This window comes from Pandoraea sp. PE-S2R-1 (assembly GCF_002179865.1).
Lineage (GTDB): Bacteria > Pseudomonadota > Gammaproteobacteria > Burkholderiales > Burkholderiaceae > Pandoraea.
Genome location: NZ_NGUR01000009.1, coordinates 33237 through 53611 on the forward strand (window position 1 = coordinate 33237; position 20375 = coordinate 53611).

Sequence of the window (20375 nt, forward strand, 5' to 3'; positions counted from 1 at the left end):
CGCTAAATCAGATCGCGATATTGCGCCGACAGTGCTTGGCAGCCGGAGACGCCGTCACGCCACATGCACGCCGTCAACGCATCCTCGAACTCCTCGGTCCCCTCTTCAAACGTGTCGTACACCGCGTCGTTCGACAGGTTGTCTCTCAGAACCTGAAGTGCGGCATCCACCGCCTGGCGTGCACGCTGAGGAAGTTGGGGCTGCATCTGCGTCAACGCGCCGATTTCAGTTTGTACTTGCGCATCGGTCTTCTTTGGCATGGTGATTTCTCCTGTGTGACCCGCCGGTCTGATGCGAACGCTATCCGTGCGCATTTACCCCCGAACGGGGCATATTAAGATAGCGTCGCACGTCAAATCAAGATTTCTCGATGCGCTGGGCGCCGTTAAAGCGTGACGACAATCTTGCCGACTTGATTGCCCGCCTCCATGTACCGGTGAGCTTCGGCGATTTCGTCGAAGCGGAAGACCCTGTCGATCACGGGACGAAGCGCTTTCGAAGCCAGGCCGTTGGTAATAAAGGCCTTAGCCTCGGCGAGACGGGTTTCACTTTGTGTGATCTCGAAAAGCGTGTAGCCCTGGATAACGAGGGGCTTCGCCAGAATGTCCATGACCGGCACGGGAATGTCGCGCGCGTCCAGTGCACCGTACTGGTAGTACACGCCGTGAGGCGCCATGGCGCGAATGACCCGGCGCGCGTTCGGCCCTCCCACCGGGTCGAATACGACACGAGCGCCCTTCCCGCCCGATGCATCAAGGATGTCATCGGTCAACGCTGCGTCGTCGCTCAGCATGACATGGTCGGCGCCGATCTCGCGCAGTGCAGCCGCTTTTGTCTGGCTACGCGTGAGCGCAATGGTCGTGGCACCCGCGAGCTTAGCTACCTGAATGGCCGCGAGGCCGACGCTACTGGTCGCCGCACCAATGACAACGGTATCGCCGGTCGTCAATTTGCCGTAGCTGATCAACGCACCATACGCCGTGATGAACGCCATCCACGTGGCTGCTGCGTCTTGATGCGTCACGCCTTCAGGGTTCTTCACGACAGCGTGCTCTGGCGCGTTGACTAGCTCACCGTACATGCCGTAATCGGCAAACGAGAATGCGGGAACAACACTGACATCGTCGCCGACGGCAAACCCGGTGACGCCGGGGCCGACGGCAGAGACTTCGCCAGACGCTTCGTAGCCAAGCTTTGCCGGAAATTGCGGATCGATCAAGTACTGGCCGGCGCGATACATGACTTCGGCACGATTGATGCCGAGCGCCTTCACCTGAATCTGGACTTCACCTGTGCTGGGACGCGGCACTTCGACATTATCGAACTGGAGTACCTCAGGGCCACCGATGCGATGGAAGCGGACGATTTTGGACATATCTGGACCTCAAGAGTGACGAAACATAGCGGCCGTTGGGGCGGCTGCGAACGGGTGTCACACTCTAGACCCAGGGCCCGCAGAGATATACGAATTGGCGCGTAACTAACTGTTGCTCCTTCGAGAAACAATGCCATCCGTCTGGCGGCGCCGTTACGCTACGAGCCAAGTCTGTTGCGTGGTCGCAAGCGCTTGCGCCATCCACTCGGCGAACACTCTGACGCGGGGTGCGACGTATGCACGACTCGGATACAGCAACGAAACGGTCCACGGTTCCGGGCGGTACGCGGCAAGCACTTCCACCAACGAGCCATCGGCCAATTGCTCCTCGACCAAAATGCCGGGTGCCTGAATCAATCCAAAACCGGCAAGCGCGCACTTCACATAAGCGTTTGCCTCGTTAACGCTCATACAGGTACCTGCCGTGGTACTGACAGGCTCCCCATCGACGATAAAACGCCACCTGAGTGGGCGATTGTCCAAGCCGGAGAGAAAATTGACGCCTTTGTGCCGCAGCAAATCGGACGGCAATTTCGGCACACCGAAATCATTGAGGTAGTTAGGGGTGGCACACAAGACCATGACGGCACCACCGATTCGGCGTCCGACCAGACTCGAGTCCGGGAGCTCCCCTATTCTGAGCACGCAGTCGACACCCTCGGCGACCAGATCGACGGCCCGGTCGGTCACTCCGAGGACCAGCTCAAGCCCCGGATGTTGACGGGCGAAGGTGTTCAGTCGCGTCAGAAAGTTAAGTTGAGATAGCGCGCCGGGCAGGTCAATACGCAAGCGCCCTCGCAATCCATCGCCCGAGTCACTGAACATGGTGGTGGCATCATCGATCCCTGCAAGGAGTTCCTCCGTTCGCACGAAGAACTGCTCCCCCTCGGCCGTCAGCTTGACGCTTCGCGTGGTGCGATGGAACAACCTGACGCCCAACGATGCTTCCAGTTCCTGTACGGAGCGTGTTACATGGGGGCGGCCAACTTGCAATACATCGGCGGCACTCGTAAAACTCCCTGACTTCGCGACAGCGCTGAAGACCTTCATGGCTTGGAGCAGTTCCATGCCGCCTCCCTATGTTTTGATTCCCGCGGACTGTAGCAAAAGATCATCTCACGCCGGCAACTTTTGGCCCCCGTCGGAGCGAGCACAGTGGCAATGTTTACGATGATGCACATCAGTCGACTGAACGTACGCGCCCCACATCACGGGATCCGTGTGACAGACGCCTCTGATTGCTTACCACTGCGTGCCAAGTGACCGGGGTTGCTTTCTCGCGGGATGAGTGGCGCCAGTTGCTTGTGAGAGATGGCCGATTGGTCCCGTACGTGACACATGTGAGGCAAGCAACGATCGACTGCCCGCCGAAGGCAGTTATATAAATCAATGGCTTAGCGGTGAGGTGACATGCCCTACTTTGCTTTGGTCTCGCAGTCTTTCCAGATCGCGTACGCCAATAACAAGTTTTCATATCGAATCGTTAAAGACAATGGCGTCGCTTGCCGATATCCATGTACCTCGTCAGTCAGATCCATGGACTCGTGCCCCATTGGATGGTTATGATTACTGGATTTTGTCGTATCAATATCATGGACTCCGATATATGGAACAAGAATCGGCAACTACATCAAGCCACGCGACATGAATAAATCGGTCAGACGCATTGTCACGTTGTCAGTATCAGCCAGCATTCTTAGCGCATGTTCGGCACTCGAACCGACTCGCCATATCCTCACGCAGAACCCCACATATGATCCGGCCGCATCGGCGCGGCTCCGGGTGCAGGGCTCCAATGCCGGGGGGCTCGTTGCGTTGCGTTTCGGGCAAGCTTGCTACCGCCCCGCTTACGACGACGACGGGAAGACGGTTTTCGGGCAAGGTCGCGGCTTTCTGACCGCGTACAAGTATTCGTCAACGAGCGTGCTGATCGGCATGCCGGAGAGCCCCCGAAAGTGGATGCGTGCCGATGGACTCCAGTTCAAGGACTACATCATGGAATATGTCGTCCCGGCAGACGCCCCCACAGTCGTGCTGCTCAGCAGCAATCGGGCCATCAACTACGGCGGCTCAAGGCAGGCCCAGACGTGCACGCCACCCCCCACCCGGTTCACGCCGCAACCCGGCAAGGACTATGAGGCATTCGAAGAGGGCGGCGGCGGGAAGTGCTGGATAGAAATCCGCGAAATCGATGCCCGCGGTCACGACATTCCTGTCGTTGCAAGTCGAGCTCCCGATTGCACCCCCAGCAAGGTGGTGGAAGCGGTCAAGACCGGGCCGGATGCGGAGCGTTAATCCCCCTTTTACCCTTCAGAGATTTTCGATGAGCAAACATTTGCTGATGCTTCTGTGCTGTGTCGCCGCCCCCGCAATGGCCTCGGTCAAGTGCGAGACGCAGAACCTCAACGGTCATAGCACCAATATCTGCGTGAATTCAGGTAAGTTCTCGCACGATTACTACACGCTCGTCGTGGACAAGAACGTTCTGTTCACGCTTCCCGACGATTATGTTGAAGACATTGTCCTGACCCACCGTGTCCCAGAGGACGCCGCCATTGAATTTCCGGCTTCGGCCAGCCGTGCTGCCGGGACAGTCGTTCGCATCAGTGGCGGTTGCGTGCCTGTCAGCGAAAAGAGGCCCGCCGGCGGGAAAATGATTGGCGTAGAAGTCGCTCGGGTCTGCTCGTTCAAATGGGGGGATGTCGATGTGCTGAAGGACGCGCGACTGAGCTTTGAATAACGCTCTCTGGCGTAACAGGGTTTAGAACAGATACCGCCCGCCGCCGTTGAACAACCAGCCTCGTATTCTCGCGCTGCCCACGTCTTTTGACCAGGACACGCGAGCGTACATGGCCATGCGCTCCGGCATCGTCGCATTTGCGCCCAGAGAAAAGCGCAAGGCGTCTCCGAGCTTTCCGCTTGTGAAATCCACGTCGCCTACGGTGACCTGCGTTCCGTCGGAAAAGGCATGCAGGTAATCCACGGCAGCATACGGCGTCACTCTCCCTCCTCCCTCCTCCCTCCTCGAACGCTCGTGTGAGACGCATGCCGCTTCGGTCAACCCATTGATTCTGGCTGCCAATGTTGACGGTGAACCCGTCGGCGTCCACCTGATTCTTGAGGCTCACGTGTTCGACATATCAACCCTGCGCGTTCTGATGGGTCGCGTCGCTTGAACTGGTTGCCGCCGAACTGGATGGCACTGTAGTCGATGTCGGCGTTATAGCCGTACTGAAGAAACGAGCGGTTGCTGCGATAGTTGAAATTTCCGCCATAGCTAAACGGCGAATCGGAAGCGTTGCCATTCCGACACCCAATCCACGCACGCCAAAGAAACGTTCGAATCCAGTGGGCATATTGATTTTCCTTATGCAAAATCTGAACTGTCAGTAATAGTTATTCAAATAGTTATTCCAATAATGATCTCGGAAGATTTTTTAAATAAACTCGAAATGACGCTGATGAAAAGCCGAAGGATCAGGGCTTTCATCTCCGTTGAAGTCGAAAAATTCCGGGAAAATTATGATGAGTATTGATAATTTTTATTATCAGATTACCTATCCTTGCGGATCGATTGTTGGCATATGGAGCGGGCGAAATTTTTCAGTTTTTGTGTCTTTCAATTAAAATATTCATTATCCCTAATGAATTTTATTGCGCCTCTATTTGGCTGTGTGGTATTTAATGTGTCGAAGATAGTGCTGATATGAAGTTGTTATTTTTTGTGGAATTTCGTGGGTAAGTGGCGCTCGTTGCCAGAAGCGATCAATAGCGCTCCAGGGCCGTTATAGAGGCGGGCCAGTTCCAGAGGGAGATGTTGCTCATGCGAGAAGAATCGATCCCGGACGACTCACTGCTTCGATCTATTTTTTCTCTTACCTCCCGGCGTTGGCTGTGGTCCGTAGGAACCGTCAGCGCATTGGTGCCGGGTGCCGTGGCGAACGTTGCGGCACAGTCAGTGGTCGGCCCAGGTACGGTGCCGGGTTTCACGGTGTCGTCTGGTACCACGTCAGTGATCGGCAGCACCACCGTCGCGGGGAGCGGCACCGCCATTTTCGTGACCGGTGGTGCACTCGTCATGGACCCCAATGCTGGCGCGTCACCCGGCGCGATCTCTGCCAGCGCTACGGCGTTCAACGCGTTTGCCATCTATGCGACAGGGGGAACCATGTCGCTGCTGAGCGGGCCGGGGGGCATCACGCTGAAGACGTCCGGCAACGCGTCTGCCGCCCTATGGACACAGAACACCGGCGTCAACTTCGTTTCACAGGGCGGGCTTACGATCACGACGTCTGGCGGCAACGGCACCGTCAACGGGCTGTCGGTGGGTTCGTTTGGCGCGGTGGCCAGTCACAACAGCTCCATTTCGCTGACCGGCGCTTCCATCACGACAACAGGCCCGGGCGCTGCCGCCGCCTATGCCTACGGCAGCACGATGACGCTGACCAACGTCACCATGCAGACCTCCGGGAACGCCGCCGTCGATGCGAGTGGTACCTATGGCGCCTATGGCGGGATCTCGGCGGTGCTCAATAACATTCGTGGCTCGTTGACCGTCAACGGCGGCTCGATTACCACCGCAGGCAACACCGCGTACGGCCTGTTCGCACTCCAAGGGGACATTACGGCAACCGGCACGTCGGTGACGACCAACGGCACCAGCGCTTACGCCGTGTTCGGCCGCAATGCGAGTGTTATCTCCGGTACAAATCTCACGGTGCTGGCAACGGGGAGCGGCGGCTATGGGGCCTATGCGGCAACCGGGTCGACAATCAATCTGTCGGGAGGATCAGTCACAACAACCGGCGCATCGGGCTACGGCCTGCTCAGTTACGGCGCAGGGTCTCGCCTCAATGCCACCAACGTTACGACGAGCACGCAGAATAGTTCTGCACCGGGTGCCACGGCATGGGGAACGACGGCAACGGATGATGTTCGTCTGGCCCTCACCGGAGGCTCCGTGACGACCAACGGACAAGGCTCACACGGTCTGTACGTGCGAGGCAATCTGGCGCAGATGTCGGTGGATGGAACGTCCGTCACGACATCGGGCGCGTCGACCTTCGCCGCCCGTGTCATCAATGGCTCGCTGAGCACCAACAATTCGTCGATCGTTGCGAACGGCACGAATGCAACGGCGCTCGGGATCAGCAGTGACGCCGGGGTGACTGCCAACGTCTCGTTGACTGGCGGCACACTGCACTCGGCGCAATCGGATGCCATCGCTGTCAACGGCGGTACGGCAAACATCACGATCAACGGGACAACAGTGTCGGGTGCACCTAACTGGTTGCATACCATCGGCGCTGCTTCCGTGGCCGCTGACCCGCTCCTCGGGCCAGACGCCGTGACGACGGTTTCAAGTGATAACGCCGCAGTTCCCGCCAGTGTCGGCGTCAATGTGACTGGTGGCGTTGGTATCACGCCCACAGCGGGACTCACCAGCGTGGCTACCGTGGTGGCGAATGGCGCAACGCTCACCGGCACCGCAACCACCGATGCCGACACGACGACAACGGTCACGTTAGCGCAGAATTCGGTATGGAATATGACGGGAAATTCCACACTCACGTCGTTGACGAACGACGCGAGCCGAGTCCTGTTCACCGCCCCGTCGGCCGGCGCATACAAGACGCTGACGGTGACGAATTATGCCGGGGTCAACGGACTGATTGGCCTCAATACCTATCTCGGCAGCGATGGAGCGCCTTCCGACAAATTGGTGATCGATGGCGGCAGTGCGACAGGCACCACGCGCTTGAGCATTGCAAACACTGGCGGCCCGGGAGCGTTGACAGTGTCCAACGGCATTCTGGTGGTGGATGCGATCAATGGCGGTACCACGCAGGCGTCGGCATTCTCGCTGGCGTCGCGCGTGTTGGCAGGGCCGTATGAATACCGGTTGTACCGTGGCGCTCAAGGGAGCGGCTCGGTTGATAGTTGGTACCTGCGCTCGGAGCAGCAACCTGAGCCACCGGCGCCGCCCGACCCGGACCCGCCGCCGGACCCGAGCCCTCCTCCTTCGCCGCGCCCGCTGTACCGGCCCGAGGTCGCTTCGTATCTCGCCAATCAACGAGTGGCGATGCAGATGTTCGTGCATACGCTGCATGACCGGCTCGGGGAACCGCAGTATGTCGAAGGCCAGGGTTTTCGAAGCGCTGACGGGTCTTCGGATGCGGCACGTTCTGCGTGGCTGCGTGTTGTGGGCCAGCGTGAAAGATCGACGAGTCAGTCCGGAGACTTCGATGTTCGTACCAACTCGGTGTTGCTCAATCTAGGTGGTGATATTGCGAAGTGGTCGTTATTCACCGACACGGATCGCGTTCATCTGGGCCTGATGGGCAGTTACGGCAGTGCGACCACCGACGCCACAGCTGCGGGCAATCCGGCGACATCTCGGGGCAAGGTAAACGGCTGGCTCATGGGGCTTTATGGCACGTGGTACCAAAACGACGCCAACAAGCTTGGCCTGTACGTCGACACGTGGTTCCAGTACGGCTGGTTCAACAGCAAGGTCGAAGGAGATACGCTGCCCGACGTGTCGTACAACGCACATGGATGGGCAGTATCAGGTGAAGCGGGGTATGCGATACCGATTCGCGCCGGGTGGATTATCGAGCCGCAGGCGCAGATTATTAACGTCAGTTATAGCGAAAGCGGGCTAACCGAAGTTAACGGTACGGCGGTCACCGCGGCGAGCCGCAGCAGTGTAATTACGCGTTTGGGCGCGCGCTTCTATCGCACGTTCGTTCGCGACGATGACCGCAAGGTACAGCCATTCATCGGCTTTAACTGGTGGCATAACAACAACGGCTCTGGTATTGCGTTCGACGGCATCGAAATGGGCAATCTTTATCCGCTCAATCGTTATGAAGTGAAGCTTGGTGTGAACGCCGATCTCGGCAAGCGATGGACCGGGTGGACAAATGTATCAGGTGCATGGGGCTCGCAAAATTACTCCCAATACGCCCTGCGTGCGGGGTTCAAATATACGTGGTGAGGTGCACGTGCAGATGAATTTCCCGTTAAATCAAATCGCGATACTGTGTCGACAGTGCTTGGCAGCCGGGGACGCCGTCACGCCACATGCACGCCGTCAACGCGTCCTCGAATTCCTCGGTACCCTCTTCAAACCTGTCGTACACCGCGTCGTTCGACAGGTTGTCTCTCAGGACCTGAAGTGCAGCATCCACCGCCTGTCGTGCACGCTGAGGAAGTTGGGGCTGCAACTGCGTCAACGCGCCGATTTCGGTTTGTACTTGCTCATCGGTCTTCTTTGGCATGGTGATTTCTCCTGTGTGACCCACCGGTCTGGTGCGAACGCTATCCGTGCGCATTAACCTCTCAAGGGACGCATATTAAGATAGCTTCGCACGCCAGCTCAAGCGTCGGCACAGTGATGCCACTTTGCCGGCGAGCCCTGCTCGCCGGCCCGGGCTGATCAGTCTGCCCCGACCCCTCAGCCATTGAGTGCGATCAAGCCGATACGGCCTTCCCCTCCTGCCGCCCGCGGTTCGGCCCAACACCCGGACGCACTTGCAGCATCGCAAACACGCCCACGGCCGTCGCCACGGCGGTCGCAACAAACATCGACGAGTAGCCGTACTTCGCCGACAAAATGCCGGCCAGCGTCGGGGCGAGCACAGCAGCAATGTTCGCGATGAAGTGCATCAACCCGCTGAACGTCCCCACGCGCGTCGGTGCCGTGTCGATCACTACCGCCCAATATACCGAGTTCGGCAGCGCATTGAGGGCGTTGCCCAGCGTCATCAACGCAATCACCGCCCACACGCTTGTCGCCTGCGAAACCATCAGGAAGCACAAGGTCGTGCACGTCAGTGCCGCCGCCGCGAACCAGCTTCGTGCGATGACCAGCTTGCCCGTCTTGCGGTACAGCCAATCGGAAATGCGGCCGCCGAGCAGCACCGTCACGCATGCGCCCGTCCACGGGATCATGCCGATGTACCAAAGCGACGACAGCGTGAAGTGAAACTCGTCGGCGAGGTATTTCGGCGTCCAGGTGAGCAGCATGAAGTTCACATAGACGAACGCGAAGTAGCCGATCGAATTGAACACCAGCGTTTTGCTCTTGAAGAAGCTCCACCACGGCATGTCATCGGCGGCTGCGGCAGCCGATGGACTCTGCGCCGGACGCCCTGCCCGAATCAGCGCCGCTTCGGCAGCATTCACGCGCGGATTGTCTTCCGGGTGGTTCGTATAAACACGCGCGAACAAGGCAATCAACACGAAACCCGCCAAGCCGAGCACGACGTACATCGTTCGCCAGCTATCGGTGAGCAGTAGCAGACCGACAGCGACCGGTGCCGTCAGCAGCGCGCCGAGCGGCGTGCTCAGCAGCCCGATGGACACCGCGAAACCACGCTCCGACGGCGAGGCCCACGCTGCCATCGTTTTGTTGATGATCGAGTACGCCGGTCCTTCAGCGAAGCCGAACAGCACGCGGATCGCCGCGAAGCCGGTCAGCGCCGAGCCGCCAAAGATGGCGAGCCCAAGGTCACCCGCCCAGATCATGGCAATGGCGAACACCGACCACGCAATGCCCGCGATCACCCACACCGTCTTGGCGCCAACGCGATCGGCGAGTGCCCCGCCGAACAGCGCACCGAACATATAGCCGTAGCCAAAATATCCAAGGACGGCGCCCCACCCTGCCCGATCAAACCCGTATTCCGACGTGATTTGCGCCGCCGAGTACGAAATCGCGCCGCGGTCGATGTAGTTCACGAGGGCGATCACCACGATCAGCGCAAATATCGCGAACCGATATCGCGTCGCTGCGACGGGGGGATGCCCTGCTGTTGTTGGTTCCATGACGTCTCCTAGGTGTTGATTTCTCTGCGAAGCGCCCGATGCCCTTCGCAAACGATTGTCGATTATATATAATGCACAATGCACTTCAACCGAAATCAATAAACTCTCCACCTTGCCTACCCAATCCACCGAATCCACCATGTCCAACTCGCTTCCCGTGGTCGCCGTCGCCTCCCTTGGCGGCACGATCAGCATGACGCCGTCAGACGCTGCCGGCGGCGTCGTTCCTACGCTCGACGCTGCGCAGTTGACTCGTTCCGTGCCCGGGTTGTCCGATGTGGCGACCATCAAGGCGGCATCGCTTCGACAACTGCCCAGCGCGTCGCTGGGTTATGGCGACTTAATGGCCGCCCTCACCTGGGCTGAGCAGCAGATCGCCGACGGCGCCACCGGCGTCGTGCTCACGCAGGGCACCGATACGCTTGAGGAAACCGCTTTCCTGCTGGATTTGTTCTGGAAGTTGCCCGAACCGCTGATCGTGACTGGCGCGATGCGCGCGCCTCAGGCCGCCGGCGCGGACGGTCCTGCGAATCTTTTGGCGGCCGTGAGTACGGCGGTGCATCCCGACAGCGTGGGCCGCGGCGTACTCGTGCTGATGAACGACACCGCGCACTACGCGCGTTGGGTCAGCAAGGGCGACGCGCTGGCGGTGCAGGCATTCGTCTCGCTCGACGGAGGCGTCGCGGCACGTATCGTTGAAGGGCGTCCGATGTTTTTCCACGCCAAGCCGGTTCGCCCGCAACCGTTGCCGCGCCCGGTGCGTGATTGGCCCAAGGTCGCACTCGTGACGGCAGCGTTGGGTGACGATGGCGAACTGGCGGAAATGGCGGTCAACGGCGGCTGCGAGGCCGTTGTGATCGCGGCGCTGGGTGCCGGCCATGTCTCGTTCGACTTCGCCGAGCGCATCGGCCGTCTGGCAGCGAAAGTGCCGGTGGTGATCGCCAGCCGTGCGGCAAGCGGGTCGACGGCATCGAAAACTTACGGTTATGTCGGTGCGGAAATCGATCTTGCCCGGCGCGGCGCGCATCTGTCCGGCTGGCTGTCTGCACTCAAGGCGCGTTTGTTGGTCGTGGCGCTAATTGCCTCGGGCGTTGCACCCGGAGCGCTCGGAGAAGCGCTGGCAAATTGGAGTAAACTCACGCGTCAATAATCTTCACATGGCACCCCTTTGAAAAGCATGTCCTCCGCATCTGCCAGCGCGTCCGGCTCGTCTGGCCGTCGTCGACTCACGGCATATCAATATGCCATCGAGACACTACGCACCGAGATTCTGCAAGGCAAGTTGAAGGCAGGAGACCGCCTTCGGCAGGACGATCTCGCGCGCCGTCTCGAGATGTCGACGACGCCCGTGCGTGAAGCGCTGCGCACGCTCGTCTCCGAGGGGCTGGTGTTTTTCGACGTTCACCGCGGTGCCGTGGTGCGCGGTCTGACGATCGACGATGTGAACGAGTTGTACCGACTGCGTAAGACACTCGAACCGATGATGGCCGAGCAAGCGATGGCCACGCTTCGGGAAGACGATATTGCGCAGGCAGAGGCGTTGCACCTTGAGATGGTTGCGACGTCGGACGTCGTCAAATGGACCGAGTTGAATCAGGCGTTTCACGCGGCGCTCTGGGCGTCACAAGACGAGTCGCGTCTGGCCCACCTGATCAAGACCTTGCGTGACGCCTCCGGGCCCTACATTGCGCTGTCGTTGTACATGCGTCCCGTGCACGTCGACGTGAGTAATCAGGAGCATCAGAAGATGCTCGACGAGTACCGGGCCCGCGATATTGCGGCTTGCCGGCGTCACACGGTGGATCACCTGGACGCCACGCTGCACATCATCATCAAAGCCATCGAGCAGACCGAGGCTGAAGCCGCGGCCCCGAATTAACGCTGGGGTCAATTCCCCACGTCACGACGCCCTTGTTCCTCGACAGTCAGCACGGCTTCCGGTGCGACTTCCAGTCGCGCCTTGGGAATCGGGTCACCGCTTTCGTCGGAGAAACCGTAGGTGCCGTCTGCGATCTTCTGCAACGCGCGTTCGATATCGCCGATACGGTTGTTGTTCACGTTGCGCAGGTTCTGGTTGACCTCGTCTTGTGCCAGCGTCTGCGCATCGTCTTCGAACTCGTGGGCTTCGTCGCCGTGCTCCGACTGCAACGACGCCTCGTCGGCGATCGTGTTCTCTTCGCCGCCAAGCAATTGCCGGCGCATGGCTTCCAGACGTTTGCGTTGCTGTTCGATGAAGGCGGGGTCTAGCGTCGATGACGGCTGGGACATGGTGTTCTCCTATCGTCTGATTCAGCGTTGCGGGGCATGGGAGTGCCGGTCTCGGCGACAAACCGAACACTGGCGATGACCGGAAATGACATCACACCTTATGCCCTGAACATCGACGCGGTCAAGGCAGCCTGAGCTGCCCTGCCCTCGCCCGCTCCTTCCCTACTTCGCCGGCAAATACCGCTGAAAATCGCTATCGAGCGACGCAAGCGACCGGTCGATGGTCTGGCGATGGGTATCGATCCACTTGCCGTCGGCATCGAGCTCACGATCGGTGCGTGCCAGCATGCGTTTCATTTCCGCAGGCTGAGGGCCCCCGGACGTCGCGCGATGCATGACGATCGCCGTTGGATCGAGTGTTGCGCGGAATTGTGCTTCGCTCATCGGAAGCTCGCCGCCGCTCACCTGCATCTCCGTCAAAGTCTGCTTGAAGATGCGTTGCGCTTCGGCGTAGGGGAAGTTGCTCGGACGAAGGTCGTTGGCCTTTGCGTAGTCGACGATCTCCGAGGCAAAGTGATGTCCCACGCGGAACGGCAGGCCGTGCTCGCGCATCAACACGTCGGCAATTTCCTGCGACGCCGTCCAGTCGCTGTCGAGCTCTTCGAGCGCACGCTTCGGGTCGATCACCAGCGCGTTGAGCACGCGATCCCAGCGCTTGAGCAGCGCGGTCGTCCGATCCAGCACCGCCATGTTTTCGTCGATATGCTTCGCATCGTTCATGCCCGGCGGGATGTTATGTGCGGCGATCGCGCGCCCCACGCCCAGCGTCACGACCATCGACGCTGCGGTGCGCGTGTCGTTGAGCAGACCCGGATTGCGCTTTTGCGGCATGGCGCTCGAGACGTAGGTATTGCCGCCCCCTTCACGCAGCAAAATCCACGGCCGCGGTTGCGCGTACTGAACCATGACGTCCTGCACGAAGGCCGACGTATGCAGCGCGATACTCGTCGAAAGCGCACCGATCTCGACCGGCAAGTCCGTTGCCGCAATTTGCGACGCATCGTAGGCGTTATCGACCTTGTCGGCAAAGCCGAGCGAATGCGCCATCTTGTCGCGATCGAGCGGCCAGCTCGTGCCATTGAGCACCGTCGTGCCCATCGGCGACAGGTCGACGCGTGCGTACAACTCGTGCAAGCGCTGCGAATCGCGCTGAAGGCCCGCGACGTGCCCCAGCAGATAGTGGCCGTAGCTGTTCGGTTGCGCCGCTACACCATTGGTGTAGTTCGGCACGATGGTCGTTTCGTACTGTTGGGCAAGCCGGCGCAGCGTCGCCGTGGTGGCGCGCAACTGCGCGGCGAGGACGAGCAACCGGTCGCGGTACATCGCGGCACGCACCGTCGCCAGCATGTCCTGACTGGAGCGACCCGCGTGCAACAGCGTGGCTTCGACACCGGCAGCCTTGATCAGCAACGGCTCGAACGTGATGACCAGATCGGGACGCGCACCGCCGGGTTGATCCCCCGCGCGCAGCACCGTATCGAGCCCACTGGCGATGTGCGGTGCGAGCTTCGCATCCAGCAAGCCTTGACGGGTATTGATGACCAGCGAAGCCTTGTTGATTTCTCCCAGCCAGAAGAAAGCGTCGCGTTGCGGCGCAGCGGCTGTGGCCGCTGTGGTCGTCGCGGCGTCGGTTGTGTTTTGCGCCATAGCGGGCGCGGCAAGCATCGTGATAAGGCTCAGTCCCAACCCGGCAATTCTTCTCTTGTGCACCGCATGTCTCCTGATCGTCGAGGCGTCCGAGGGGGATCGGCGCCAGCGCTATTGTAGAGAAATGGCGGACGGAACAAAAACGGCGCAACGCCCATGGTTGGGGCGTTGCGCCGTGCAAAACAGCGTGTCAATGACTGATCATCCAAGGCCTGCCAGCAGGCCGTTTGAGTCCGCCCGATGCGTCCTGACTGGCCCCCGCCAACGCCACCTTGCCGCCGGAACAACAACTGCATCCCGCCCGGTGGCGTCTCGCGGACCCATCGCCCGACTGACGTGGCGCATGCGCCGCGCGCTCATTCGTTGCGTGCGCGTTGCGGCTTGCACCGCCCATCAAGGCCAGCGACGGCGCTGAAATTACCCGCGCCCCCTCGCCGCCACATTCCGGGCAATGACATGGTGCGTCGCGATCCGTGATCCGTCGCATCACCGCAAACGGCCCGCAACGCCCGCAATCGAAGTCGTATATCGGCATGGTTTCCTCCGTTCGACGCGATGCGTCAGGACTTCACGAGATCGGGCGAACACGGCATATCCACACCGCCCTTCACATGCTGCACCGGTCCGTCCGCGTTCGGGCGGATATCGAAGTCGAAGATCTGCGTCGGCAGCCACAGCGTCGCGCAGGCATTCGGAATGTCCACCACGCCGCTGATATGCCCTTGCACCGGCGCGCAGCCGAGTATCGAATACGCCTGCGACCCCGAATAACCGAACTTCTTCAGATACTCGATGGCATTCAGACACGCCTGACGATACGCCACCGTCACGTCGAGATAGTGCTGGCCGCCCTGCTCGTCCACCGAGATCCCTTCGAAGATCAGATAGTCGTTGTACGACGGCGTCATCGGACTGGGCTGAAACACCGGGTTGCGAATGCCGTACTTGGCCATGCCGCCCTTGATGATGTTCACGCGCATGTGAACCCAGCCGGCCATTTCAATGGCACCGCAGAACGTGATTTCGCCGTCGCCCTGACTGAAATGGAGATCGCCGACGGAGAGGCCCGCGCCATCGACATACACCGGGAAGAACACCTTCGAGCCGCGTGACAAATCCTTGATGTCGCAGTTGCCGCCATGCTCACGCGGCGGCACGGTCCGTGCGCCCGTCGCAGCTGCCTTCTCGCGCGCAGCGCCGGACAATTTCCCCATATGGGCTGTCGCGGCAAACGGCGGATTTGCCAGCGGCGGGACACGCTCGGGCGCGGTTGCAATCAGCCCGGTTTCGCGTTCGTTCCACGTCTCCAGCAGCTTCGGGTCCGGCAGACACCCGATCAGCCCCGGGTGAATCAGCCCCGCAAAATTAACGCCCGGAATATGGCGCGAACTCGTGTACAGACCGTGGAAATCCCAGATGGATTTTTGCGCGTGCGGAAAGTGATCGGTCAGGAAGCCGCCACCGTTCGTCTTTGAGAAGAAGCCGTTGAAGCCCCACTGACTGTCGGCCTTCGCGCCGATGTCCAGCAGATCGACCACAAGCAGATCGCCCGGCTCCGCGCCGTGCACACCCACGGGGCCCGACAGGAAATGCACGATCGACAGGTCGATGTCGCGCACATCATCCGCACTGTCGTCGTTCTTGATGAAGCCGCCCGTCCAGTCGTACGTCTCCAGAATGAAATCGTCGCCGGGCTTCACCCAACACGCCATCGGAATGTCGGGATGCCAACGGTTATGCACCTGCTCGTTCTCGTACGCGGACTGCTTCAGGTCGACCTTGATGAGAGTTTCTGCCATTGCGCTCGCTCCTGGTGTCAAAGCCAGTGTTGAAACACCGGCGTTCTGATAGGCGCCTTGCGGCACCGGATTTACACAGAGAGGTATTCGATGACGTACTGAAACATCAAAAGCATAGATATTGCGGACTCCATTAGATCACAACATAAAACGCCAATTTGAAACCGGTGCGTTTGGCGCATTCATGGAGTGCATGGCGCGGCATTTACCCGCTTTGACTCGAATATGAGAATGATTGTCGTTTGCATTAGAGACATATTAACGACATCTGCCATGACCGACTCTCTGATTCACCACCGGCGTGCGGGGCAACCCGTCGCGCGCCATTCACTGCAAAACACTCGTCTGGCTGCTGCTTTGGCGCTCGCGCTCGCCGCACCGTTGCCAGTGTGGGCGTTGCACGCTGCCGGCGACAACGATGCTGTACAAGCGCCGCCCGCCGACGCGGCGGCGGTCAACTTGCCTGCCGTCGAGGTCAGCGCCGCCAAGCCGGAAGCCACGACGGAAGGCACCCTCTCCTACACCACCGGCGAGACCTCGGCGGCAACCGGCTTGCCGCTGTCGTTGCGTGACACACCGCAATCGGTGACGGTCGTGACCCAACAGCGCATGGAGGATCAGCAGATGACCGCCATCACCGATGTGCTCAACAACAGCACGGGCATTTCCTCTTACGCGCTCGATGGCGCCGGCGGGCGTGTGTCGTTCTATTCACGCGGATTCGAAATCACCAATTTCAATTACGACGGTGTGCCAACGGCGGCACTTCCCAATACCTTCGTTCCGGGAGACGGTATTCAGGACGCTGCGTTTTACGACCGGGTCGAGATTGTCCGGGGCGCGACAGGATTACTGAGCGGGACCGGCAACCCGTCGGCATCTATCAATCTGGTGCGCAAACGACCAACGAAAGACTTTGCCGCTTCGGCATCGATAAGCGCGGGTTCGTGGGATAACTACCGCGAGGCCGCCGATATATCGACGCCATTGACCGTCGACGGACGCATCCGCGCTCGCGTGGTGGCAGTGAATCAGAATTCGCACTCGTTTCTGGATCGCTACAAATTGAAGCGCCAATCGCTCTATGGCGTGGTGGACGCAGACCTGACTGCGAGCACAACCCTTTCCGTCGGTTATCAGTATTCACACTCGGTGCCCAAGGGAATGCCGTGGGGCGGTCAGCCGCTGTTTTTCAGCGATGGGTCGACCACGCACTGGCCTCGTTCCACCAACATGGCCGCGAACTGGAGCACGTGGGACAGCACCCTGCAAACCGCCTTTGCCAATCTTGAGCAGCGATTCGACAACGGTTGGAAATTGCGGGCGGAATTCAGTCAGAAGCGGGCGAATGCGGATTCCCGGCTGCTGTCGGTGTTGGGCTATCCCGATAAGCTCACCGGTCAGGGGCTGATTCCCGTGACGGCCGCCGGGCTGCTCGACACCCGGCAAAATAACTTCGATGTGATGGCCACTGGCCCCTTCCGGCTTTTCGGCCGAAAACATGAACTGGTCATTGGGGCCATGGCGTCAAACCTTAACTCGGACGATCACGAAACGGGCTTTGTCTTTCCCGGCACGCCGATCGGCAACTTCTATGACTGGAACGGCAACTATCCGGAACCCGATTTCAACGCGGCGTCTTATTCGTTGACCCGAACTCGCGTGAAGCAAAGCGGGTTCTACAGTGCAGCACGATTCTCGCTGTCGGATCGGGCGAAGCTGATCGCAGGCGGTCGATTCAGCAATTACGAAGTTGATCAGAATTCAGAGACCAGTTCATTCCATGACAAGACGGCCGCGAAGTTCGTCCCTTATGTGGGGCTGGTTTATGACCTCAACGACACGTACTCCGCCTATGCAAGTTACACGGCGATCTTCAACCCGCAGACATATCGCGACAGGAATGGCGGCATTCTTTCGCCCACGACCGGAAAGAATGTGGAAGTCGGCCTCAAGGGCGAATACCTCGATGGCCGGCTCAATGCCTCGATTGCCCTCTTCCAAGCCAAGCTCGATAACGTCGCCCAAATCGACGCCGGCCGGCTTCTGCCTGATGGGACACAAGCCTATTACGCGGCCAGCGGCACCCAATCGAAGGGCGTGGATGTCGATGTGCAAGGCGAGGTGGCGCAAGGATGGAATGTGTACGCGGGGGTTTCTCACTTCACGGCATCCAATGGCGATGGCAGCCGGATGAGCAGCCAGATTCCGCGCACCACCGCTCGGCTGTTCACCACTTACCGCTTGTCCGGCGCTTGGGCTCGGCTCACGATCGGCGGCGGGCTCAATTGGCAAAGCCGCTTCTATCAATCCGCCGTCAGCCCCAACGGAACCGTGGAAGTGGGACAGAGCGCTTACGCCACCGCATCGTTGATGGCTCGATACGATTTGACGAAGCACGCGACAGTATCGATGAACGTCAATAACGTCTTCGACAGGCGGTACTACGCCATGACGGGTTTCTACAATCAGGCCCTATATGGTGAGCCGCGCAATTTCATGGTGACACTTAGCTACAAGCTGTAATGCACGGAGCAAGGCGGGATTGAAAAACATACTCGTGGTGTTAGTCGCGCGAGCACCCCTCGATTTCGTCTCATTCTTACCGCCAATTTGCCTCATTTCACAGTCATCCCCGTCTCTCGCGAAAGGTCCCGGAGTACAGTCCGGGAACCTCTGCCACAGCCAGTTCTACAGACCGTTTTGTGGCTATTTTTCGCATCAGAGATGGAGAAGTGAATGGTTTTCAAAGGCACCCGCGGGCTCGTCACCGCCACGCTGATCGGCGCGCTGTGCGTCCAGATCGCTCATGCGCAGAAGGCCCCGGATGGGGCCGCCGCTACGAAGGGGTTCAATACCTATATCCCACCGGATGTCCTCACGCCCGACACCGTCCAGACGCGAATCGGCACGCTCAACTTCGTAGATGGCGTGCCGACGGAAGACACGGCCAAACGGGCCTTCGACAACCTCGATTTCCTTCGCGGCGTGGAGGTGTTCCTCAACCTCATGCCCGCTGCGAGCATTGAAGCGATCCGCCGCTCAAGCGTTGCGCTCGGTGCGACGAAGAGCCATCAGGCCACCATCTACGATCAACTGGCCGATTCGAATCCGCTGCTGCTTACCGCCAACACTGACACGGTCTATGCCTTCGGCGTGCTCGACCTTGAGACCGATGGCCCGACTGTGGTCGAAGTGCCGCCGGGCAGTGGTCCGGGAACCGTCAACGATGCATTCTTCCGCTTCGTCATCGACATGGGCGTGCCCGGACCAGATCGTGGCAAGGGCGGCAAGTACTTGATCGTGCCCGCAGACTACACGGGCAAGTTACCGAAGGATGTGAAAGATGGCGGCGAGTACTACATTGCACGCTCGCCGTCCTATGTGAACATCGTGGTCTTGCGCGGTTTCCTCGTCGACGGCAAACCTGACGTAGCGTCGAAGATGTTCCGCGACGGCTTCAAGGTCTATTCACTCAGCAAGGCAAAGCACCCGCCGAAGATGGAGTTCATCAATTCCTCGAAGCAAGCGTTCAATACGGTGCACGCCAACAACTTCGAGTTTTTCAAGGAACTGGATCACGTCATCCAGAAGGAACCCATCGGTTTCATTGATCCCGAACTGCGTGGACTGGTCGCCTCGATCGGCATCCGCAAGGGCAAGGCATTCGCGCCGGATGAGCGTATGACGAAGACGCTCACCGAAGCCGTCGCCGTCGGTAACGCCACTGCCCGGGCGATCAGCTTCCGAAATCGCGATCCGCGCGCCTATCTGTATCCGAATAGCCAATGGCGTGTCGGCTTTATCGGCGATGACTACCGCTGGCTCGGCGGTGACGGCACCCCGGGCCGCGACCTCGATGCCCGCACGGGCTTCTTCTATGTCGCCACGGTCAATACGCCGGCGATGGCCGCGAAACTGGTCGGCAAAGGGTCGCAATACGCCCTGTCCAGCGCGGACGCGACGGGCAAGCCATTCGACGGTGCGAAGCATTACCGGTTGCGCATTCCCGCCAACGTGCCGGCAAAGGACTTCTGGTCGGTGGTTATTTATGATCCGCAGACCCGCTCCGAGCTACAGACTTCGCAGCCGTTCCCCAGCAAGAACAACAAGCGTGACAAGCTGATCACCAACGCTGACGGGTCCGTCGACCTGTACTTCGGGCCGGTGGCGCCCAAGGGCAAGGAAGCCAACTGGATGCAGACCGTGCCGGGCAAAGGCTGGTTCACGATCCTGCGACTGTATGGCCCGCTTGACGCATGGTTCGACAAGACGTGGAAGCCAGGCGAAATCGAAGAAGTGCAGTAACTCGGCGCGTTGGCTGAGCCATGGCAGGTCGCGCGCCGATCTGCCATGGCCCGGCGGCATCGTAGCACCGTGGCGTTGACGCCACCGCCCTGAAACCCCGGAAACAAATTTGCCTGATATTCTTGCGGACGAAAGGCGCGCGATCT

The 20375-nt window shown here is 59.7% G+C and carries 17 protein-coding genes; 7 read left to right on the top strand and 10 right to left on the bottom strand.

What is annotated here, in order from left to right:
• Positions 1 to 2: 2 nt before the first annotated feature.
• From CDV44_RS07470 to CDV44_RS07480, 3 genes are all read right to left on the bottom strand, one after another.
• Positions 3 to 260, bottom strand: a complete 258-nt coding sequence (locus tag CDV44_RS07470) for a hypothetical protein (protein WP_087687466.1) — start codon at positions 258 to 260, stop codon at positions 3 to 5.
• Positions 261 to 385: 125 nt separating this feature from the next.
• Positions 386 to 1375 (bottom strand): zinc-dependent alcohol dehydrogenase family protein, encoded by a 990-nt coding sequence (locus CDV44_RS07475; RefSeq protein ID WP_087687467.1) that lies wholly within the window; start codon positions 1373 to 1375, stop codon positions 386 to 388.
• Between the two features lie 153 nt (positions 1376 to 1528).
• Positions 1529 to 2443 (bottom strand): LysR family transcriptional regulator, encoded by a 915-nt coding sequence (locus CDV44_RS07480; protein ID WP_212677084.1) that lies wholly within the window; start codon positions 2441 to 2443, stop codon positions 1529 to 1531.
• A 576-nt stretch (positions 2444 to 3019) separates the two neighbouring features.
• Here CDV44_RS07480 and CDV44_RS07485 point away from each other — a divergent pair.
• Entirely contained in the window at positions 3020 to 3670 is a 651-nt protein-coding gene (locus CDV44_RS07485) for a hypothetical protein (protein ID WP_141118692.1), read from the top strand.
• A gap of 28 nt (positions 3671 to 3698) precedes the next feature.
• Positions 3699 to 4115 carry a hypothetical protein gene (locus CDV44_RS07490; RefSeq protein ID WP_249277438.1) on the top strand — a complete coding sequence of 139 codons (417 nt, stop codon included), beginning with the start codon at positions 3699 to 3701 and terminating at the stop codon, positions 4113 to 4115.
• A 21-nt stretch (positions 4116 to 4136) separates the two neighbouring features.
• On the opposite strand, the gene CDV44_RS07495 is transcribed toward CDV44_RS07490, so the two are convergent.
• Positions 4137 to 4457, bottom strand: a complete 321-nt coding sequence (locus tag CDV44_RS07495) for an autotransporter outer membrane beta-barrel domain-containing protein (RefSeq protein WP_371328739.1) — start codon at positions 4455 to 4457, stop codon at positions 4137 to 4139.
• A 1353-nt stretch (positions 4458 to 5810) separates the two neighbouring features.
• On the opposite strand from CDV44_RS07495, the gene CDV44_RS07500 reads away from it, so the two are divergent.
• Positions 5811 to 8375, top strand: coding sequence for an autotransporter outer membrane beta-barrel domain-containing protein (locus CDV44_RS07500; RefSeq protein WP_249277439.1), 2565 nt, complete (start codon positions 5811 to 5813; stop codon positions 8373 to 8375).
• A gap of 25 nt (positions 8376 to 8400) precedes the next feature.
• Here CDV44_RS07500 and CDV44_RS07505 read toward each other — a convergent pair whose 3' ends face one another.
• Positions 8401 to 8658: a hypothetical protein gene (locus CDV44_RS07505; protein WP_087687470.1), complete on the bottom strand. Its 258-nt coding sequence runs from the start codon at positions 8656 to 8658 to the stop codon at positions 8401 to 8403.
• 193 nt (positions 8659 to 8851) lie between these two features.
• Positions 8852 to 10207, bottom strand: coding sequence for an MFS transporter (locus CDV44_RS07510; RefSeq protein ID WP_087687471.1), 1356 nt, complete (start codon positions 10205 to 10207; stop codon positions 8852 to 8854).
• Between the two features lie 139 nt (positions 10208 to 10346).
• Between CDV44_RS07510 and CDV44_RS07515 the strand changes: the two genes are divergently transcribed.
• A complete protein-coding gene (locus CDV44_RS07515; RefSeq protein WP_087687472.1) occupies positions 10347 to 11357 on the top strand; it encodes an asparaginase in 1011 nt (336 codons plus the stop codon).
• A gap of 27 nt (positions 11358 to 11384) precedes the next feature.
• Positions 11385 to 12086 (top strand): GntR family transcriptional regulator, encoded by a 702-nt coding sequence (locus CDV44_RS07520; RefSeq protein ID WP_087687473.1) that lies wholly within the window; start codon positions 11385 to 11387, stop codon positions 12084 to 12086.
• Positions 12087 to 12094: 8 nt separating this feature from the next.
• Here CDV44_RS07520 and CDV44_RS07525 read toward each other — a convergent pair whose 3' ends face one another.
• The 4 genes from CDV44_RS07525 to fmdA form a co-directional block, all read right to left on the bottom strand.
• Complete coding sequence (locus CDV44_RS07525; RefSeq protein ID WP_087687474.1) at positions 12095 to 12475, bottom strand: TraR/DksA family transcriptional regulator; 381 nt, start codon at positions 12473 to 12475, stop codon at positions 12095 to 12097.
• 162 nt (positions 12476 to 12637) lie between these two features.
• The gene (locus CDV44_RS07530) at positions 12638 to 14140 is read right to left on the bottom strand and encodes a lyase family protein (protein WP_087687947.1); all 1503 of its coding nucleotides are present in this window, start codon (positions 14138 to 14140) and stop codon (positions 12638 to 12640) included.
• A 172-nt stretch (positions 14141 to 14312) separates the two neighbouring features.
• Complete coding sequence (locus tag CDV44_RS07535) at positions 14313 to 14657, bottom strand: FmdB family zinc ribbon protein (RefSeq protein WP_087687475.1); 345 nt, start codon at positions 14655 to 14657, stop codon at positions 14313 to 14315.
• Between the two features lie 25 nt (positions 14658 to 14682).
• On the bottom strand, positions 14683 to 15921 hold the full coding sequence (gene fmdA, locus CDV44_RS07540; RefSeq protein ID WP_087687476.1) for a formamidase: 1239 nt from the start codon (positions 15919 to 15921) through the stop codon (positions 14683 to 14685).
• A 273-nt stretch (positions 15922 to 16194) separates the two neighbouring features.
• On the opposite strand from fmdA, the gene CDV44_RS07545 reads away from it, so the two are divergent.
• On the top strand, positions 16195 to 18447 hold the full coding sequence (locus tag CDV44_RS07545) for a TonB-dependent siderophore receptor (protein ID WP_212677085.1): 2253 nt from the start codon (positions 16195 to 16197) through the stop codon (positions 18445 to 18447).
• A gap of 213 nt (positions 18448 to 18660) precedes the next feature.
• Positions 18661 to 20229 (top strand): DUF1254 domain-containing protein, encoded by a 1569-nt coding sequence (locus tag CDV44_RS07550; RefSeq protein WP_087687477.1) that lies wholly within the window; start codon positions 18661 to 18663, stop codon positions 20227 to 20229.
• Positions 20230 to 20375: the final 146 nt, after the last annotated feature.

Bases quoted from the DNA above. Each gene is read 5' to 3' on its own strand.
- CDV44_RS07530 (WP_087687947.1), bottom strand. From the start codon at position 14,140: ATGCTTGCCGCGCCCGCTATGGCGCAAAACACAACCGACGCCGCGACG.
- CDV44_RS07490 (WP_249277438.1), top strand. From the start codon at position 3,699: ATGAGCAAACATTTGCTGATGCTTCTGTGCTGTGTCGCCGCCCCCGCA.
- CDV44_RS07500 (WP_249277439.1), top strand. From the start codon at position 5,811: ATGACGCTGACCAACGTCACCATGCAGACCTCCGGGAACGCCGCCGTC.
- CDV44_RS07480 (WP_212677084.1), bottom strand. From the start codon at position 2,443: ATGGAACTGCTCCAAGCCATGAAGGTCTTCAGCGCTGTCGCGAAGTCA.
- CDV44_RS07515 (WP_087687472.1), top strand. From the start codon at position 10,347: ATGTCCAACTCGCTTCCCGTGGTCGCCGTCGCCTCCCTTGGCGGCACG.
- CDV44_RS07525 (WP_087687474.1), bottom strand. From the start codon at position 12,475: ATGTCCCAGCCGTCATCGACGCTAGACCCCGCCTTCATCGAACAGCAA.
- CDV44_RS07505 (WP_087687470.1), bottom strand. From the start codon at position 8,658: ATGCCAAAGAAGACCGATGAGCAAGTACAAACCGAAATCGGCGCGTTG.
- CDV44_RS07485 (WP_141118692.1), top strand. From the start codon at position 3,020: ATGAATAAATCGGTCAGACGCATTGTCACGTTGTCAGTATCAGCCAGC.
- CDV44_RS07535 (WP_087687475.1), bottom strand. From the start codon at position 14,657: ATGCCGATATACGACTTCGATTGCGGGCGTTGCGGGCCGTTTGCGGTG.
- CDV44_RS07550 (WP_087687477.1), top strand. From the start codon at position 18,661: ATGGTTTTCAAAGGCACCCGCGGGCTCGTCACCGCCACGCTGATCGGC.
- CDV44_RS07510 (WP_087687471.1), bottom strand. From the start codon at position 10,207: ATGGAACCAACAACAGCAGGGCATCCCCCCGTCGCAGCGACGCGATAT.
- CDV44_RS07475 (WP_087687467.1), bottom strand. From the start codon at position 1,375: ATGTCCAAAATCGTCCGCTTCCATCGCATCGGTGGCCCTGAGGTACTC.
- CDV44_RS07470 (WP_087687466.1), bottom strand. From the start codon at position 260: ATGCCAAAGAAGACCGATGCGCAAGTACAAACTGAAATCGGCGCGTTG.
- CDV44_RS07545 (WP_212677085.1), top strand. From the start codon at position 16,195: ATGACCGACTCTCTGATTCACCACCGGCGTGCGGGGCAACCCGTCGCG.
- fmdA (WP_087687476.1), bottom strand. From the start codon at position 15,921: ATGGCAGAAACTCTCATCAAGGTCGACCTGAAGCAGTCCGCGTACGAG.
- CDV44_RS07520 (WP_087687473.1), top strand. From the start codon at position 11,385: ATGTCCTCCGCATCTGCCAGCGCGTCCGGCTCGTCTGGCCGTCGTCGA.